This is a genomic window from Pseudomonas sp. NFPP02 (assembly GCF_900119355.1).
In the GTDB taxonomy this organism is placed as follows: Bacteria; Pseudomonadota; Gammaproteobacteria; order Pseudomonadales; family Pseudomonadaceae; genus Aquipseudomonas; species Aquipseudomonas paracarnis.
The window spans coordinates 711,510-729,163 of the sequence record NZ_FPJI01000001.1 but is presented as its reverse complement, the minus strand read 5'-3'; the positions used below and the strand labels follow the sequence as shown (position 1 = coordinate 729,163).

General features: G+C 60.1%; 16 protein-coding genes. 10 read left to right on the top strand and 6 right to left on the bottom strand.

The window, feature by feature from the left end:
• Nucleotides 1-53 precede the first annotated feature (53 nt).
• The 8 genes from BT204_RS03370 to lptE all read left to right on the top strand — a co-directional run bounded on the left by BT204_RS03370 (nucleotide 54) and on the right by lptE (nucleotide 8,844).
• Nucleotides 54-821, top strand: coding sequence for a TerC family protein (locus tag BT204_RS03370; RefSeq protein WP_003187403.1), 768 nt, complete (start codon nucleotides 54-56; stop codon nucleotides 819-821).
• Nucleotides 822-1,093: 272 nt separating this feature from the next.
• Nucleotides 1,094-2,752 (top strand): Na/Pi cotransporter family protein, encoded by a 1,659-nt coding sequence (locus tag BT204_RS03365; protein ID WP_003187402.1) that lies wholly within the window; start codon nucleotides 1,094-1,096, stop codon nucleotides 2,750-2,752.
• A gap of 58 nt (nucleotides 2,753-2,810) precedes the next feature.
• On the top strand, nucleotides 2,811-4,193 hold the full coding sequence (locus tag BT204_RS03360; protein ID WP_072445707.1) for a M16 family metallopeptidase: 1,383 nt from the start codon (nucleotides 2,811-2,813) through the stop codon (nucleotides 4,191-4,193).
• A gap of 68 nt (nucleotides 4,194-4,261) precedes the next feature.
• Nucleotides 4,262-5,293, top strand: coding sequence for a DUF5924 family protein (locus BT204_RS03355; RefSeq protein ID WP_003187399.1), 1,032 nt, complete (start codon nucleotides 4,262-4,264; stop codon nucleotides 5,291-5,293).
• Between the two features lie 54 nt (nucleotides 5,294-5,347).
• A complete protein-coding gene (locus tag BT204_RS03350; RefSeq protein ID WP_072445706.1) occupies nucleotides 5,348-6,496 on the top strand; it encodes an ABC transporter permease in 1,149 nt (382 codons plus the stop codon).
• Complete coding sequence (locus tag BT204_RS03345) at nucleotides 6,493-7,296, top strand: ABC transporter ATP-binding protein (RefSeq protein WP_014716351.1); 804 nt, start codon at nucleotides 6,493-6,495, stop codon at nucleotides 7,294-7,296. Before BT204_RS03350 ends, BT204_RS03345 begins: the two co-directional genes overlap by 4 nt.
• Before the next feature lies 1 nt (nucleotide 7,297).
• Nucleotides 7,298-8,236, top strand: a complete 939-nt coding sequence (locus BT204_RS03340) for an MlaD family protein (protein WP_003187394.1) — start codon at nucleotides 7,298-7,300, stop codon at nucleotides 8,234-8,236.
• Nucleotides 8,233-8,844 (top strand): ABC-type transport auxiliary lipoprotein family protein, encoded by a 612-nt coding sequence (gene lptE, locus BT204_RS03335; protein ID WP_070415401.1) that lies wholly within the window; start codon nucleotides 8,233-8,235, stop codon nucleotides 8,842-8,844. Before BT204_RS03340 ends, lptE begins: the two co-directional genes overlap by 4 nt.
• 92 nt (nucleotides 8,845-8,936) lie before the next feature.
• Here lptE and BT204_RS03330 read toward each other — a convergent pair whose 3' ends face one another.
• The 5 genes from BT204_RS03330 to BT204_RS03310 all read right to left on the bottom strand — a co-directional run bounded on the left by BT204_RS03330 (nucleotide 8,937) and on the right by BT204_RS03310 (nucleotide 13,305).
• A complete protein-coding gene (locus tag BT204_RS03330) occupies nucleotides 8,937-10,166 on the bottom strand; it encodes a nucleoside recognition domain-containing protein (RefSeq protein WP_054897227.1) in 1,230 nt (409 codons plus the stop codon).
• Nucleotides 10,167-10,263: 97 nt separating this feature from the next.
• Entirely contained in the window at nucleotides 10,264-11,595 is a 1,332-nt protein-coding gene (gltP, locus tag BT204_RS03325) for a glutamate/aspartate:proton symporter GltP (protein WP_003187390.1), read from the bottom strand.
• A 713-nt stretch (nucleotides 11,596-12,308) separates the two neighbouring features.
• Nucleotides 12,309-12,776 (bottom strand): inhibitor of vertebrate lysozyme family protein, encoded by a 468-nt coding sequence (locus tag BT204_RS03320; protein ID WP_054897228.1) that lies wholly within the window; start codon nucleotides 12,774-12,776, stop codon nucleotides 12,309-12,311.
• A 2-nt stretch (nucleotides 12,777-12,778) separates the two neighbouring features.
• The gene (locus BT204_RS03315) at nucleotides 12,779-12,943 is read right to left on the bottom strand and encodes a DUF1328 domain-containing protein (protein ID WP_003187386.1); all 165 of its coding nucleotides are present in this window, start codon (nucleotides 12,941-12,943) and stop codon (nucleotides 12,779-12,781) included.
• Between the two features lie 77 nt (nucleotides 12,944-13,020).
• Entirely contained in the window at nucleotides 13,021-13,305 is a 285-nt protein-coding gene (locus BT204_RS03310) for a hypothetical protein (RefSeq protein WP_020301400.1), read from the bottom strand.
• A gap of 389 nt (nucleotides 13,306-13,694) precedes the next feature.
• Here BT204_RS03310 and algB point away from each other — a divergent pair, with 389 nt between their 5' ends.
• Together algB and BT204_RS03300 are read left to right on the top strand one after the other, a co-directional pair.
• The gene (gene algB / locus BT204_RS03305; protein WP_034129241.1) at nucleotides 13,695-15,041 is read left to right on the top strand and encodes a sigma-54-dependent response regulator transcription factor AlgB; all 1,347 of its coding nucleotides are present in this window, start codon (nucleotides 13,695-13,697) and stop codon (nucleotides 15,039-15,041) included.
• Nucleotides 15,042-15,051: 10 nt separating this feature from the next.
• Nucleotides 15,052-16,839: an ATP-binding protein gene (locus tag BT204_RS03300; RefSeq protein ID WP_054897229.1), complete on the top strand. Its 1,788-nt coding sequence runs from the start codon at nucleotides 15,052-15,054 to the stop codon at nucleotides 16,837-16,839.
• 32 nt (nucleotides 16,840-16,871) lie between these two features.
• Here BT204_RS03300 and BT204_RS03295 read toward each other — a convergent pair whose 3' ends face one another.
• Complete coding sequence (locus tag BT204_RS03295; protein WP_072445705.1) at nucleotides 16,872-17,648, bottom strand: N-acetylmuramoyl-L-alanine amidase; 777 nt, start codon at nucleotides 17,646-17,648, stop codon at nucleotides 16,872-16,874.
• Nucleotides 17,649-17,654 lie beyond the last annotated feature (6 nt).

Sequence of the window (17,654 nt, the reverse complement as noted above, 5' to 3'; positions counted from 1 at the left end):
TCACCGCGCGGCGCTACAGCTTGCGCGGTTAACACTTGCTCAAAGGAATACACATGGAATGGCTGACCAATCCGGAAATCTGGATTGCCTTCTTCACCCTGACGGCCCTTGAGATCGTCCTGGGCATCGATAACATCATCATGATTTCGATCCTGGTCAGCCGCATGCCCAAGCATATGCAGGCACGCACTCGGATCTTCGGCCTGGCGTTGGCCATGGTCACGCGCATCCTGTTGCTGCTGTCGATCACCTGGGTCATGCAACTGACCGCCGACCTGTTCGTGGTGTTTGGCCAGGGCATCTCCGGTCGTGACCTGATCCTGTTCTTCGGTGGCCTGTTCCTGCTGTGGAAAAGCTCCCAGGAGATGTACCACGCGCTGGAAGGTGAAGATGAAACCCAAGACGAGCCCAAAGGCGCCGGTGGCAAGTTCATCTACACCATTATCCAGATCGCCATCATCGACATCGTGTTCTCCCTGGACTCGGTGATTACCGCCGTCGGCATGGTTTCCCACGTGCCGGTGATGGTTGCCGCCATCGTCGTTGCGGTATTGGTGATGATGCTGGCTGCCGGCACTATCAGCGAGTTCATCGACAAGCACCCGTCGCTGAAAATGCTGGCGCTGTCGTTCCTGCTGGTCGTGGGTACCGTGCTGATCGCTGAATCTTTCGACGTACACGTGCCAAAAGGCTACGTCTACTTCGCCATGGCGTTCTCGCTGGCGGTGGAAGCGGTGAACATCAAGATGCGTACCGCCATCGCGAAAAAGAAGAAACAGCAGGACCCGGTGAAACTGCGCAAGGACATTCCGGGTCAGTAAATTTGACCCGCGAGTGATCGTTCCCACGCTCCGCGTGGGAATGCCCTCTCGGACGCTCCGCGTCCGCAAAGTGACGCAGAGCGTCACAGGATGCGTTCCCACGCCGAGCGTGGGGAACGATCTTCATGACAGTTTTGTTTCAATCCCGAGTTTAGCTATGCGATGCTGGCGCAGAGCCCATTCGCCAACTACAGCTTAGGTACAAGACGTAGAGCGGCACGCGGTAACTTTCCTTCGCTCCTGCTGGAGCGCACCCACACGGGGGGCCGAGCATGCTGACCTTGCTCAATCTGCTTTCCGCCGTGACCCTGCTTATCTGGGGCACGCATATCGTCCGAACCGGCATCCTGCGGGTCTACGGTTCCAATTTGCGCCAAGTCATCGGGCAGAACATGTCCAAGCGCTGGCTGGCATTTGTCGCCGGTATCCTGGTGACGGCCATGGTGCAAAGTAGTAACGCCACCGCGATGCTGGTGACTTCGTTCGTCGGCCAGGGGCTGATGAGCCTCACGCCGGCCTTGGCCACCATGCTTGGCGCCGACGTCGGTACGGCCTTGATGGCGCGGGTGCTGACGTTCGATTTGTCCTGGCTGTCGCCGCTGCTGATATTCCTCGGGGTGATTTTCTTCCTGTCGCGCAAGCAGACGCGGGCAGGGCAGTTGGGCCGGGTCGGGATCGGCCTGGGCCTGATCATCCTCGCGCTGCAATTGATCGTCGAAGCCGCCGGGCCAATTACCCATGCCCAGGGCGTCAAAGTCATCTTCGCTTCGCTGACCGGCGATATCTTGCTGGACGCCCTGGTCGGCGCGCTGTTCGCCATGATTTCCTACTCCAGCCTTGCTGCGGTGTTGCTCACGGCCACACTGGCCGGTGCCGGCGTGATCGGCTTGCACGTGGCCATCGGCTTGGTGATCGGCGCCAACATCGGCAGCGGTGTACTGGCTTTTCTCAGCACCAGCATGCAAAACACTGCCGGTCGTCAAGTGGCCCTGGGCAGCCTGTTGTACAAATTGATCGGTCTGTTGCTGATCATTCCGGTGCTCGACCCGCTCGTCGGCTGGATGGACGGCCTGGACTACAGCGTCCAGGGCATGGTCATCACCTTCCACCTGCTCTACAACGTCAGCCGCTGCCTGATCCTGTTACCCACCATCGGGCCCATGGCACGCCTGTGCGAATGGCTGCTGCCGGAACGCCCCGAAACCAATGGCAAGGCCAAGCCACGCCATCTGGACCTGGCCTCATTGAATACCCCAAGCCTGGCCCTGGCGAACGCCGCCCGCGAAACCCTGCGCCTGGGTGACTTGATCGACAATATGCTCACTTCGATGCAGGAAGTGCTGCGCGGCAATCAAACCGCCGTTACCCAAGAAATGCGCAGCCTGAGCGATGACGTCGAAGCGCTCTACAGCGCGATCAAACTCTACCTGGCGCAAATGCCCCGTGAAGACCTGAGTGAACAGGACAACCGCCGCTGGGCCGAAATCATCGAGCTGTCGATCAACTTGAAATTGGCCGGTGACCTGATCGAACGCATGCTGCGCAAGGTCCAGCAACAGAAGACCTCGCAGCGCCGGCAATTTTCCGAAGTGGGCCTGGAAGAACTCAGCGGGCTGCACAGCCAGTTGATCGCCAACCTGCGCCTGGGCCTGTCGGTGTTTCTCAGCGGCGACCCGGAAAGCGCCCGCCAATTACTGCGCGAAAAGCGCCGCTTCCGCGCCCAGGAACGCCGCCTGGCCCACGCCCATGTCAGCCGCCTGCAGCGCAAGATCGTGCAGAGCCTGGAAACCAGTTCCCTGCACTTGGAACTGATTGCCGACATGAAACGCTTGAACTCGTTGTTTTGCAGCAGTGCTTATGTAGTGTTGGAAACGTCCGACACTGGCGCGCTCTCGGCTGAAAGTATTGCCGACATTACCCATTCGCCCTGAACGTACGCCCGCGAGCGAAGTCAGTTAACAGTGGACCTCATTCGCCAGGAAGCTTGTTATGCGTCGCCTGTTACTCGCCTGCCTGCTCTTGGGCTCGGTACACGCCTTTGCCTTTGACCGCCTGCAAGTCGAGGGCTACACCTTGCCCAACGGCCTGCAACTGCTGCTCAAACCGGGCACCGAGCGTGGGCATGTCGCTATTCGCCTGGTGGTTGGTGTGGGCCTGGACGACTTCGGTTGCGAAGAAAAAGAGCTGCCGCACTTGTTCGAGCACTTGCTGTTCAGCGGTATCGACGGCGGCGGCGAAGGCGACCTCGAAGACCGCATGCAAGCCCTGGGCGGCGAGTGGAACGCCTACACCAGCAACGCCGACACCACCTTCGTGATCGAGGCGCCCGCGCAGAACCAACGCAAGGTGCTGGACCTGCTGCTGGCAATCCTCACGCGCACGCAACTGACCGACGCCCATATCAATGCCGCCAAGCAAGTGGTGGAGCGCGAAGACGGTGGCCATTATTCACACTTGCAACGCCTGCTGGATCGCCAGGACCTCGGTCACAGCGCCAGCAACCAACTGGCCGTGGAGTTGGGCCTCAAGTGCGCCGAACGCGCCGAGGTCAGCCACCTCACCCGCGACCAGTTGGAGAAGCTGCGCAAAGAATGGTACGCGCCGAATAACATGACCCTGATCGTCGTCGGCGATCTCGACAAACTGCTGCCCGCCTACCTGGAACGCACCTATGGTCAACTCGACCCAGTGGAGCCGAGCGAACATCGCCCCCTCCCGGAAATCCAGCATACCGCCGCCAGCCACCGCGACCTGATCCGCGGCTGGGTGGGCGATGGCGCCAAGCTGCACTGGCTGTTCCCAGAGCCTGTGCTGGACGACCAGCACGATGAAACCTACAACCTGCTCAAGGACTACCTCGACTGGGCGCTGTACCGGCAACTGCGCCTCAAGCACGGTTTGTCCTACGGCCCATGGGTGGAACGCGAAGTGCTCGGCGGCGTTGGGTTCCTCAGCCTGAATGCCGACCTTGAGCGAGAAAACCTTCCTGAAGCCGAGCAGGTCTTGCAAGACCTCAAGGCCCAGTTGCTCAAGGATGGCCTCGACCCAACGGTATTCACACGCCTGCAACAAGCCGCCATTGCCCGCCAAGCGTGGGCAGTGCAAGGCAACAGCGCACTGGCCGACTATTACTGGAGTGCGGCCGGCGACTACTCCAATGGACGTTTCAGCGACCCGGTCAAACGCATCAAGGCCGTGAGCCTGGCACAAACCAACCAGGCCATGCGCGAAGCGTTCCAGCAGCCGGGCTACTGGCGCATCGAAAAACCGCTGTTGAGTTATGACGCCTTGACCTGGATCGGTGCGGGCGTACTGGGCCTGATCATCCTTGGTTTGATCGGCCTGAGGCTTTATCGCAAACCTGTTGAGTAATGAGGCACAGAATATCGGGCCAAGGCGTTATTCTGTCTGAGATTTTTCCCACAACCAGTGAACCGCCCATGCCGAACTTGCCGCCCCTCATCCAGCGCGTTATAGAACTGATCAAGCGCTACCCAGGGGTGATTGCACTCGGCGGTTTCATCTCGGGGGTGGGCAGCTTCATCCTGGTAGACCGCCAGCAGGGCATGGCCAGCTGGATCGCGGTGATCATGCTGGTGAGCTGGTTGTGGCTGATGCTGGAGAACAGCTTTACGCAACTGTTCACCAAAGTCTTCAATCGCGAGATCCCTGAACCGCTGCTGCGCTACGCCACCCAGATGATCCACCAGGAAAGTCTGTTTTTCGTCCTGCCGTTCTTTTTCGTCACCACCGCCTGGAACAGCGGCCAATCGTTGTTCACTGGCCTGCTCGGCGCAGCGGCGCTGGTGTCGATCATCGACCCGCTGTATTACAAATGGCTGGCGCCCAAACGCTCGCTGTTCCTGGCCCTGCACACCCTGACCCTATTCGCCGCGTTGCTGACCGCGCTGCCGATCATCATGCACCTGACCACCGCCCAGAGTTACAAACTGGCGTTGGGCGTGGCCATGGTCCTGTCGATCCCGAGCCTGGCCGTCAGCCTGCCGCTGCGTAGCCTCAAGGGCTGGGCGATGCTGCTGGGGGTAACGGCCGCCATCGGCTGCGCCGGCTGGTTCCTGCGCAGCTGGGTACCGCCTGCCACCCTGTGGATGACCGAAGTCGCCATCAGCACCCAACTGCAAGACCGCACGCCGGGCGACGACCTCAAGCAAGTCACCGCCGCCCAATTACGCAGCGGTGGGCTGTATGCGTACACCGCCATCAACGCACCACGCGGGCTGGATGAGCGGATCTACCATGTGTGGAAATTCAACGGCCAGGAAGTCGACCGCATTGCCCTGGACATCCATGGTGGGCGCAAGGAGGGCTATCGCGCCTGGACCCACAAGCAGAATTTCCCGGGTGACGCCGTGGGGCGCTGGCAAGTGCAGGTGCTCACCGAAGACGGCCAGGTCATCGGCGTTCTGCGCTTCAAGGTGATAGACACAGCACAAGCGGACAACCCAAAGTAAGCCGGATCGTGCTATTACGTAGCAATTGTGGATAGCCAAACAAGCTCGGAGCTTATGACCACTCGCACGACGGCCGGCGCGGCCCATCTTGATACGTCCAGCACCCCGCCTTCGCTACGGATTACCGGCGACTGGACGCTGGCCCACTACGCCCACCTGAAGAAGCTGTCGGCCACACTCGACGGCCAATACGACGCCGGCGCCCGCATTGACCTCAACGGCCTCGGTGCGCTGGATACCGCCGGCGCCTCGCTGCTGGTGGAGCTGCTGGGTCCTGCACGCATCGAACATTCTGCCGAACAGACTGATTGCACCCTGGCAGCCGCCGACCGTGCACTGCTCAAGACCGTCTACCGCTCCCTGAATGACTTTTGCGTACCGATCAAAGAGCCGGAAGAGGCCGCCGGCATTCAAGTGTTGGCTCGCATCGGCCGCGCAGTAGACACGGTCTGGCAAGACGCAATGAAGCTGTTGGGCTTTATCGGCCTGATCCTCGAAACCTTCGCCCGCGGTATTTGGCGGCCCAAGCGCTGGCGCCTGACGCCCATGGTCGCCCACATCGAACAGACGGGTCTGGATGCGGCGCCTATCGTCGCACTGCTGACCTTTCTGGTCGGCGCCGTCGTGGCCTTCCTTGGCGCCACCGTGCTCAAGAGCTTCGGCGCGACGATCTTTACCGTGGACCTGGTGGCGTTCTCCTTCCTGCGTGAATTCGGCGTGTTGCTCACCGCAATCCTCATCGCCGGCCGTACCGCCAGTGCATTCACCGCGCAAATCGGCTCCATGAAAGCCAACGAAGAAATCGACGCCATCCGTACCCTGGGCCTGGACCCCATCGAGCTGTTGGTATTGCCGCGCGTGCTGGCGCTACTGGTGGCGTTGCCGATGCTGACCTTCCTGGCGATGCTCTCGGGGATCGTCGGCGGTGGTGTGGTGTGTGCGGTGGCCCTGGATATTTCGCCGGCGATGTTTCTTTCGCTGCTGCAATCGGACATTGGCGTGCAGCACTTTCTGGTGGGCATGGTGAAGGCGCCGATCTTTGCCTTTTTGATCGCGGCCATTGGCTGCCTGGAAGGTTTCAAAGTCAGCGGCAGTGCCGAGTCAGTCGGCGCGCACACCACATCGAGCGTGGTGCAATCGATCTTTGTAGTGATCGTGCTGGATGCGGTCGCGGCGATGTTTTTCATGGAGATGGGCTGGTGAGTCGTCTACACCGTGCGCCCACTGAGGCGGTGATTGAAGTGCGTGGCTTGTGCAATCGCTTTGGCAGCCAAAGCGTGCATGAGAACCTCGACCTGGATTTGTACAAAGGCGAGATCCTGGCGGTGGTGGGGGGCTCTGGCAGCGGTAAATCCGTGTTGTTGCGCAGCATCGTTGGCCTGCGGCGCCCCAGCGAAGGCGAGGTACGGGTGTTCGGCAAAAACCTGCCGAGCCTGCCTGAACATGAACGCTCACTGGTAGAACGCCGCTTTGGCGTACTGTTCCAGAAGGGCGCGCTGTTTTCCTCGCTGACGGTGACCGAGAACGTGGCTCTGCCATTGATCGAGCACGCCGGCCTCAGCCGCGCCGATGCCGAGCACTTGGCGGCGGTCAAGCTGGCCCTGGCGGGGTTGCCGCTGTCGGCGGCCGACAAATACCCGGCCTCGTTATCCGGCGGCATGATCAAACGTGCCGCCCTGGCCCGCGCACTGGCCTTGGACCCGGACATCCTGTTCCTGGACGAACCCACCGCCGGTCTCGACCCCATTGGCGCGGCGCAATTCGACCAACTGATCCTCACCCTGCGCGATGCGTTGGGCTTGAGTGTGTTCCTGGTCACCCACGACCTCGACACGCTGTACACCATCACCGACCGTGTGGCGGTGCTGGCGCAGAAGAAAGTGCTGGTGGCCGACGCCATCGATGTCGTTTCGGAAACGGACGACGCCTGGATTCACGAATATTTCCACGGCCCCCGGGGCCGCGCGGCATTGGATGCCGCTCAATCGCTCAACGAGGTATGACATGGAAACCCGAGCCCATCATGTGATGATCGGACTGTTCAGCGTAATTGTGGTGGTCGGCGCGATGCTGTTTGGCCTGTGGCTGGCCAAGTCCAGCGTCGATACCGCCTTCCAGGATTACGAAGTGATCTTCAACGAAGCGGTCAGCGGCCTGTCCCAGGGCAGTGCGGTGCAGTACAGCGGCATCAAGGTGGGCGACGTGATCAGCCTGCGCCTGGACCCCAAAGACCCACGCCGCGTCTTGGCGCGCATCCGCCTGGCCGGGCAAACGCCAATCAAGGAAGACACCCAGGCCAAACTGGCCCTGACCGGTATCACCGGCACCTCGATCATCCAGCTCAGTGGCGGCACCCCGCAGAGCCCGGAGCTCAAGGGCAAGGACGGCAACCTGCCGGAAATCATCGCATCGCCATCGCCTATCGCACGCCTGCTCAATAACAGCAACGACCTGATGACCAGCGTCAACCTGCTGCTGCACAACGCCAACCACCTGTTCTCGCGGGAAAACGTCGAACGCCTGAGCAACACCTTGGATAACCTGCAACAAACCACCGGCGCCATTGCCGAGCAACGCGGCGACATCAAGGTGGTGATGCAGCAATTGATGCAGGTGAGCAAACAGGCGGGCGCGGCGCTGGAGCAAACCACCGTGCTGATGCGCAGCGCCAATGGTTTGCTCAGTGAACAAGGCAAGCAAGCCTTCGGGAGCGCCGAGCAGGCGATGAAATCCCTGGAGCAAAGCACCGCCACCATCAATACCTTGCTGACCAATAACCAAGACTCGGTGAACAGCGGCATGCAGGGCCTTAACGAGCTGGCGCCAGCCGTGCGCGAGCTGCGTGAAACCCTCGGCTCGCTGCGCGCCATCTCTCGCCGCCTGGAAGCCAACCCCAGCGGTTACCTGCTGGGCAGTGACAAGAACAAGGAGTTCACGCCATGAAGCGTGCTTACCACATGATCGTCCCCATGGCCCTGGCACTGGTCAGCGCGTGCTCGATCCTGCCCAAGCCGGACCCATCGGACGTGTACCGCCTGGCGTCCGCCCAACCGGCCAGCCAAGGCACGCCGGTGAGTTGGTCGCTGCGCGTGACCAAGCCGCAGACCAGCGAGTTTCTCGATAGCCCGCGCATCGCCGTAGTGCCAGATGGCAACTTGATCAGCAACTACGCGAATTCACGCTGGAGCGACCCGGCGCCTGTGCTGCTGCGTAATCGCCTGCTGGATGGCTTCCAGCGCGACGGGCGCGTGACGTTGTTGAGTACCGACGAGACCAACCTGCAAGCCGACTATGAACTGGGCGGGCAGTTGCAGGCGTTTCAGAGTGAGTATCGAGGCAAAGCGGTGGAAGTGGTGATTCGCCTCGACGCGCGATTGGTGCGTGGGCGTGATCAAAGGATTATCGCCAGCCGCCGGTTTGAAGTGAGGCAGCCGGTGAGTGACGCCAAGGTGCCAGCGGTGGTGGCTGCTTTTGGCCAGGCTGGGGATCAGTTGAATAAGCAGGTGGTGGATTGGGTAGTCAGTCAGGGCAATACAGCACTGAAACCTTGAGGACCTCATCGCAGGCAAGCCAGCTCCCACAGTTTGATTTGTGAACACAGTCAAATGTGGGAGCTGGCTTGCCTGCGATAACGATTGTGGCCTTAACCAAAAAACCAGTAGCACACCGAAATAGCCGCGACCACACCAGCAAACTCCGCGAACAACGCACATCCCACCGCATGCCGCGCCCGCTGGATGCCTACCGAGCCGAAGTACACGGCCAGCACATAAAACGTGGTTTCAGTACTGCCCTGTATCGTCGCCGCCACCAACGCCGCAAAGCTGTCCACACCCTGGGTCTGCATGGTCTCGATCAGCATCGCCCGTGCCGCACTGCCGGAGAACGGCTTGACCATTGCGGTCGGCAGAGCGTCGACAAAGCGCGTATCCAGGCCAGTCCAGGCCACCACATGGCGAATCCCTTCCAGGCCGAACTCCAAGGCGCCCGAGGCACGCAACACGCCAACCGCACACAGCATCGCCACCAGATAGGGCAGTAGGTTCTTGGCTACGTCGAAGCCTTCCTTGGCGCCTTCGACGAATGCCTCGTACACCTTGACCTTGCGCAACGCGCCGATCACCAGAAACAGCATGATCAAGCCAAACAGCGTGAGGTTGCCCAGGATCGACGACAAACCGGCCAGCGCTGTGGCAGACAGGGTCGCCAGCAGCGCCATGAAGCCGCCCAGTACCAGCGCGCCGGGGATCAGATAGGCCAGCACCACCGGGTCCCACAAACGCAGGCGCTGCATCACCGCCACCGACAGCAGGCCCACCAGCGTCGAGGCGCTGGTGGCCAGCAGGATCGGCAGGAACACCAGCGTCGGGTCCGCAGCGCCTTGCTGGGCGCGGTACATGAAGATGGTCACCGGCAACAGCGTCAGCGAGGACGCGTTGAGCACCAGGAACAGGATCTGAGCGTTGGTCGCCGTATTGGGGATGGGGTTGAGCTCTTGCAGCGCCTTCATGGCTTTCAGGCCGATGGGCGTGGCGGCGTTGTCCAGGCCCAGGCCGTTGGCGGCAAAGTTGAGGGTGATCAAACCGATCGCGGGGTGCCCGGCGGGCACTTCCGGCATCAGGCGGCGAAACAGCGGGCCGAGGGCCTTGGCCAGCCAATCGACGATCCCGGCTTTTTCGGCAATCCGCAGAAAGCCCAGCCATAACGTCAGGGTACCGAACAGCAGCACCATGACTTCCACCGACAATTTGGCCATGGCGAAAATGCTTTCGACCATCGCCGCGAAGATCCCGGCGTTACCGCCCACCAGCCATTGCGCCAGTGCTGACACCATTGCCACGACAAAGAAGCCAAGCCACAGGCCATTGAGCATCAGATAAGTCCCCCGAAAGATGGGGCGAATGATAACGGGGCTGGCAGAAACGACAAACCCCGGAATTTCCCGGGGTTTGTTTTCGATCAATCTGCAATCAGCTACGGGTGGCTTGTGCCGTAGGCAGGGCTTCCTTGCTGCGCCAGTGCGGCAGGGAATTCCAGTAGCGCTCGCCCTTGGCGTCGTCGTACATGCCTTCCCAACGGGAGATAACCAGTACGGCCAAGGCATTGCCGATCACGTTCAGGGCGGTACGCGCCATGTCCATCACACGGTCGACACCGGCGATAAACGCCAAGCCTTCCAGTGGGATGCCCACGCTGCCCAGCGTCGCCAACAACACCACGAAGGACACGCCCGGCACGCCGGCGATACCTTTGGAGGTCACCATCAGGGTCAGTACCAGCATCAGTTGCTGGCCGATCGACAGGTCGATGCCATACAGCTGGGCAATGAAGATGGCCGCGATGCTCTGGTACAGGGTCGAACCGTCGAGGTTGAACGAATAGCCGGTCGGCACCACGAAGCTGCAGATCGCTTTCGGCGCGCCGTAGGCTTCCATCTTCTCGATCACACGCGGCAGCACGGTTTCGGAGCTGGCGGTGGAGTAAGCCAATACCAACTCATCTTTGAAGATGCGGATCAGCTTGAGGATCGAGAAGCCAAACAGGCGTGCGATCAAACCCAGGACCGCGAAGGCGAAGAACAGGATCGCGACGTAAACCAGGATCACCAGCTTGGCCAGCGGCAGCAGCGAGGCGAAGCCGAAGTTGGCGACCGTCACCGCGATCAGCGCGAATACACCGATAGGGGCGTACTTCATGATCATGTGGGTGACTTTGAACATGCTCTCGGACACGCCCTGGAACATGGTCACCAGCGGTTCGCGCAGTTCAGGCTTGAGACTCGACAGGCCCAGGCCGAACAACACCGAGAAGAAGATGATCGGCAGCATCTCGCCACGGGCAACAGCGGCGAAAATGTTCGAGGGGATCAGGTTGAGGATGGTCTCGATGAACGCATGTTCATGCTGCACTTCGGCGGCAGTCGCCTGGTACTTGGAGATATCGACGGTACCCAGGGTACTCATGTCGATGCCAGCGCCTGGGTGGAACAGGTTGGCGAGCAACAGGCCCACCACGATGGCGATGGTGGTGACGATTTCGAAGTAGAGGATGGTTTTGACGCCGATACGACCGAGCTTTTTCGCGTCGCCTACACCGGCAATGCCGACGATCAGCGAAGAAATCACAATCGGGATCACGATCATCTTGATCAGGCGGATAAAGATATCGCCCGCCGGCTGCAACACATTGCTGATCCACCAGGCCTTTTCAGCACTGAAATGGTTGAGCACGGCACCGATTGCAATGCCCAGTACCAAACCGATGAGGATCTGCCAGGCGAGGCTTAGCTTTGCCTTCTTCATGTCATTACCCTTGCTTCAAGTGGACTTACGGCAAATGCGCCAGCTGCAACGCTCGAAAGCGAAAAAGTGTGTGCATCTGCCTCCATGGAAGGTCACCGCAGCGTGGCCGAAATGGCTTACTGGCAGGCGAAAAAAGGCGCAACTATTCCCATGCAAGGGAGCGACGTCTAATGCCGTAAACGCCTACCCTATGCCGAATCGGCATGGCTTTTTTTGAAAATATTTGTCCAAACGGTCAGTTCGTATCCGCCATTCGAGCGGGTGAATATGCCGTTAAGCAGCCAAATCAGGCTCGCGCAGAGATACTGGACGACTTCGATTGGCTGACAGAAATGTCTGAGAAATCCATCACCTAGGGCCGGAAAGATCCTATAGCGCGATTGAAAAATTCTCGATAGATGGTCACGCCGACATACCCAGTAATGGTTGGCCAGACGCAAAAAAACAAAACTGCGGCTATAGGCGGCATGAAACGCGGGAATGAGAGTCATAAGCCCGCCGCAAGTTCAGCAAGCTTGAGGTCTTGTGAACTTGCGTCGCAGCTTTTCGCCTGACCCGGCCCTTGCGCAGGTACTCCCTGTACCCGTAGGTCACGCCGATCCTGATCGATCAGAGCAACCCGGCCCCCTGGTCATGCATCACTCAAGGAGCGATGCAAACAGAAAGAAGCACAAGGGCTTCCTTCTATGGACGCCGGCTCCGTCAGACGGAACCTAGTACCAATTCGGATCTTTCTTGAGCTGTTCCATCAGCAGCTTTTGCATACCCTCGTCCGGCTTACCGAGGAAACGGTAATCGGCGTGCCGTGTCGGGGACTTGTCCGCTGGCAAACCCGCCGGGACTTCCACCAACATGGCGTAGGCATCTTCCTTGTCGAGGCTGAAGGCAACGATCAGGCGCTTGTTCAGGCAGGTGTCTGCGGTTTCACAAAGCGGCCCGACCAAGTACTTGTCGCCATCTTCCTCAACGGCATTCATTTGCTCGGCCGTGCCCGACAGGTTCATCACCCATTCGGGCAGGCGTTCCTCTTTCTTCACCACGTCTTGCCAGGTTTCACGGTACTGCGGATCCGCGCTGAGCAATTCGTTAGCCCGGGATTGGCCGTCGTTGGCGGCCATGGCCAGGCCGCTGCCGCCAAACAGCAGGGCGGCAGCAAGGGCTTTAAAAGGCAGGCTGACCATATTCAACCTCGGCCTTTGCGACCAAAGAAGAACGAAGCGATAAACATCACCAGGAAGACCACAAACAGGATCTTGGCGATGCCGGTGGCGGTGCCAGCGATACCACCGAAGCCCAGGACTGCGGCCACAATGGCGATGATCAGAAATGTGATTGCCCAACTCAACATGGTGATTCTCCTTATGCTTCTATAGGGGTAACAGCGGTGATACCGTGCAGCCGCTCAACACGAGCGACATTTTTTACCTAGAACACCCAACGGTCATGGGCCGGCAGTTCGTCCAGAGTGGAACCCTGGTCTACCAGGCTCAATTGCGGGGCAGTCACATCGGCGCTGGCGCTGCCAATGGAACGAAAATGGGTCTGGGTCATGACAGGACGTTCAAATTGCGGGGCTGGCTGCGCACGCTCCTGCCAATGCTGCAACTGCTGGCCGGCAATCAACGTGACCATCAAGGCCAGGCTGGCGAACAGGCCCTGCTGCAAGCGCAGCGGCGATACACGCAATTGGCTGAGGCTTTGGCGAGTCATGCTGCATTACTCCCGCATTCTGATTATTCGTTCATGACGCTCTTGGGGGAGATATTGCAGAGTGCATGCCAGCTTTATTGCAAAATAAAACACAATAAAATCAAGCACTTACACTTGCTCGATAGATTCGTCGCCTAGCATCCTGCACGATGCCTCCTTGCAGGCCGTGCGAAATGCACGATGACCAGTGGGCGGAACCAGACACCTGGCGCGCACATCGAAGGATCGAAGAGCAACAAGTCCTGAAAATGTCCGCAAACCACGTCTGTAGGAAGGCGCGCAGATAGCTGCACGAAGAAGCCTTTTATGAATCAGAATAAACCATGCAACTTGCCCGATTATTCCGGGACTAAACACCATCACATTTATAGTTAAGGAGTGCGGGACAGATGGATTCAGCCAAGGAACTTCAAGGCCGCATTCTTTTAGTGGATGACGAATCCGCGATCCTGCGCACCTTCCGCTATTGCCTGGAAGATGAGGGCTACACCGTCGCCACCGCGAACAGCGCCGCCCAGGCCGATGCCCTGATGCAGCGTCAGGTGTTCGACCTGTGCTTCCTCGACCTGCGCCTGGGCGAGGACAATGGCCTGGACGTGCTGGCCCAGATGCGCGTGCAGGCTCCGTGGATGCGCGTGGTGATTGTGACCGCCCATTCGGCCGTGGATACCGCCGTGGACGCCATCCAGGCTGGCGCCGCCGACTACCTGGTCAAGCCTTGCAGCCCCGACCAACTGCGCCTGGCCACGGCCAAACAGCTGGAGGTGCGTCAGCTCTCTGCGCGGCTGGAAGCGCTGGAAGGCGAGGTGCGCCAGCCCAAAGACGGCCTGGACTCCCATAGCCCGGCAATGATGGTGGTGCTGGAAACCGCGCGGCAGGTGGCCGGGACGGACGCCAATATCTTGATTCTCGGCGAGTCCGGCACCGGTAAAGGTGAGTTGGCCCGGGCGATACACGGATGGAGCAAACGCTCGAAGAAGTCCTGCGTGACCATCAACTGCCCGTCACTGACCGCCGAACTGATGGAAAGCGAACTGTTCGGCCATAGCCGCGGCGCATTCACCGGCGCCAGTGAAAGCACCCTGGGCCGAGTGAATCAGGCGGACGGCGGTACGCTGTTTCTCGACGAGATCGGCGATTTCCCGCTCACGTTGCAACCCAAGTTGCTGAGGTTTATCCAAGACAAAGAGTATGAGCGCGTGGGCGACCCGGTCACCCGCCGCGCTGACGTGCGCATCCTCGCAGCCACCAACCTGAACCTGGAAGACATGGTGCGCGATGGCCGTTTCCGTGAAGACTTGCTCTACCGCCTGAATGTCATCACCTTGCACCTGCCCCCGCTGCGCGAACGCAGTGAAGACATCCTGACCCTGGCTGACCGCTTCCTTGCCCGCTTCGTCAAGGAATACGCACGCCCGGCGCGCGGCTTCAGCGATAATGCCCGCGAAGCGCTACTGAACTACCGCTGGCCCGGCAATATTCGTGAACTGCGCAACGTAGTGGAACGCGCCAGCATCATCTGCCCCCAGGAGAAGGTTGAGATCAGCCACCTGGGGATGGCTGAGCAACCGGCCAACAATGCACCGCGTATCGGGTCGGCTTTGAGCCTTGACGAGCTGGAGAAAGCCCATATCGGCGCCGTACTTGCGACCAGCGACACACTGGACCAAGCGGCCCGCACACTCGGCATCGATGCGTCGACGCTGTACCGCAAACGCAAGCAGTACAACCTTTGAACAGGACCTTATGAAGCTCGCGATGAAACTGCGCACCCGGTTATTCCTGAGCATCTCAGCCTTGATTACCGTGGCTTTGCTGGGGTTGGTCCTGGGCTTGGTCAGCGTCATGCAAATGGCCAAGACCCAGGAATCGCTGATCCGCAGTAATTTCATCACCCTGGACCTGGGGCTCAAATTGCGTCAGAGCCTGGGCGACCAGTTGATCATGATGCTGGAGAAGCGTCCCGACCCAGACGCCCTGCAAGCCTCCAAGCAGCATTATTTCGATCTGTTGGATCAGGGCATCGCCCATGAGCAGGTCGACGGCAAAAACCATGGTTTCAGCCAGGCACGCTCGGATTACCAGAATCTGCTCAAGGCGTTTGACCAATCCCAGCAGACATCACCGCCTGCGGGCAGCAAGGAAAAGCTCACCGAGACCTTCAACATACTGCGCAACGGCTTGATCGCCGACCACAAGCGGGCCCTGGAAAATATCAGTACCAGTGAGCATAAATCCCGTGAGCGCGCCCTGTTGATAGCGGGCCTGCTCGGGCTGGTAGGGCTCGCGGTGCTGATCATCGGTTTCGTCACGGCCCATGGCATCGCCCGGCGTTTCGGTGGTCCCATCGAGGCCCTGGCCAAGGCCGCCGACAAGATCGGGCAGGGCGACTTTGAAGTCACGCTGCCGATCTCCTCCGCAGCGGAAATGAACCTGCTGACCCGCCGTTTCGGCATCATGGCCGAAGCGTTGCGCCAACATCAGGCCACTAACATCGATGAACTGCTGGCCGGCCAACAGCGCCTGCAAGCGGTGCTCGACAGTATCGATGACGGCCTGTTGATGATTGATCGCCAAGGCTGCCTGGAGCACCTCAACCCTGTAGCGCAGCGCCAATTGGGCTGGGATGAGGAGCGGCTGGGTCAAGGCCTTGGTGAAGCCATGGGTCGTGCGGAAATGGATGAACAGCTGCAACTGGTGCTGCGCGGCGGCAACCTGGAGCGGGCCCCGGACGATCTGGAGGTGGAAGTCGAGGGTGAGTTGCGCCTGCTGACCTACAGCCTGACCCCGGTTAGCCATACACAGGGGCACATTCTCGGGGCCGTGATGGTGCTGCATGATGTGACTGAACAGCGCGCCTTCGAACGGGTGCGCAGCGAGTTCGTATTGCGCGCCTCCCATGAGCTGCGCACGCCGGTTACCGGCATGCACATGGCCTTCGGCTTGTTCCGAGAGCGGGCCAAGTTCCCACCGGACTCCCGCGAGGCGGACCTGCTGGATACGGTGAATGAAGAAATGCAGCGCCTGATGCAGTTGATCAACGACCTGCTCAACTTTTCGCGCTACCAGAACGGCCTGCAGAAACTCACCCTGGGCACGTGCGATGTCACCGACTTGCTGGAGCACGCACGGGCTCGGTTTGCTGAGCCTGCGAACGCCCAGCACATTGAGTTGCTGGTAGAAGCTCAACCTGAGTTGCCAAGGCTGTATGCCGACCAAGTGCAACTGGAGCGGGTGCTCGACAACCTGTTGGGCAATGCCCTGCGCCACACCGCCGAAGGCGGGCAGATTCGCCTGCAGGCACGACGGCATGGCGAGCGGGTGATTATCAGCGTCGAGGACAACGGCGAAGGCATTGCCTACGGCCAGCAAGGGCGGATCTTCGAACCCTTTGTACAGGTGGGCCGCAAGAAGGGCGGTGCGGGCCTGGGCTTGGCACTGTGCAAGGAAATCGTGCAATTGCACGGCGGCCGCATGGGTGTGTACTCGCGGCCAGGGCAGGGTACGCAGTTCTATATGGCATTGCCCCTGTAGGAGCGAGCTTGCTCGCTCCTACCTGTACACCATCAGCGGTGATTCAAGGCCTTCAGGATCGCGGCGCTTTCAGCGTCTGGGGTGCCGTCAAACAATGACGGGCGAAAGCGCATCTGGAACGCAGCGATGACGTGCCTTGTGGCCACATCCAGCTCACCGGTCTGCGGCGTCTGGTAGCCCAGGCGCGCCAGCTCTTCCTGGAACCAGGTAATGCTCGGCAACTGCGCGGCGTACTGCACCTGGAACCGGGCCACTGCCTGGGCATCCGGCCACACGGCCAGACCTTCTGCCGCCAAGCGTTTCCAAGGGAACAACGGGCCTGGGTCCAGCTTGCGCAGTGGGGCAATGTCGCTGTGCCCGATGATGTTCTTGGGTTCGATGCCATTGCGCTTGCTGATGTCCTTGAGCAGCACGATCAGCGACTGCACCTGCGCTTCGGAATACGGGTACCACACACGCCCCGTCGGCGTATCACTGAACCCTGGGTTGACGATCTCGATGCCGATGGAGCTGGAATTGAGCCAGGTGCGCCCCATCCACTCGCTTTCCCCGGCGTGCCAGGCGCGCTGGCTTTCATCCACCAGCTTGTAGATGGTGCCGGAGGCGTCGTCGCCGATCAGGTAATGGCTGCTGACCTGGCCATGGGTCAACAGCGCCAGGGAACGTTCAAGGTTGGTCGAGGTGTAATGCACCACAACGAACTGCACGCGGTTGTCGTGGTTGACCGAAGGATGGCTGGTGTTCAGGCGCGGGCCGCTGGCGCAGCCGGCAAGCAGAAGAAACGCTAAAGCGATATACAAGGATTTCATGGCGAG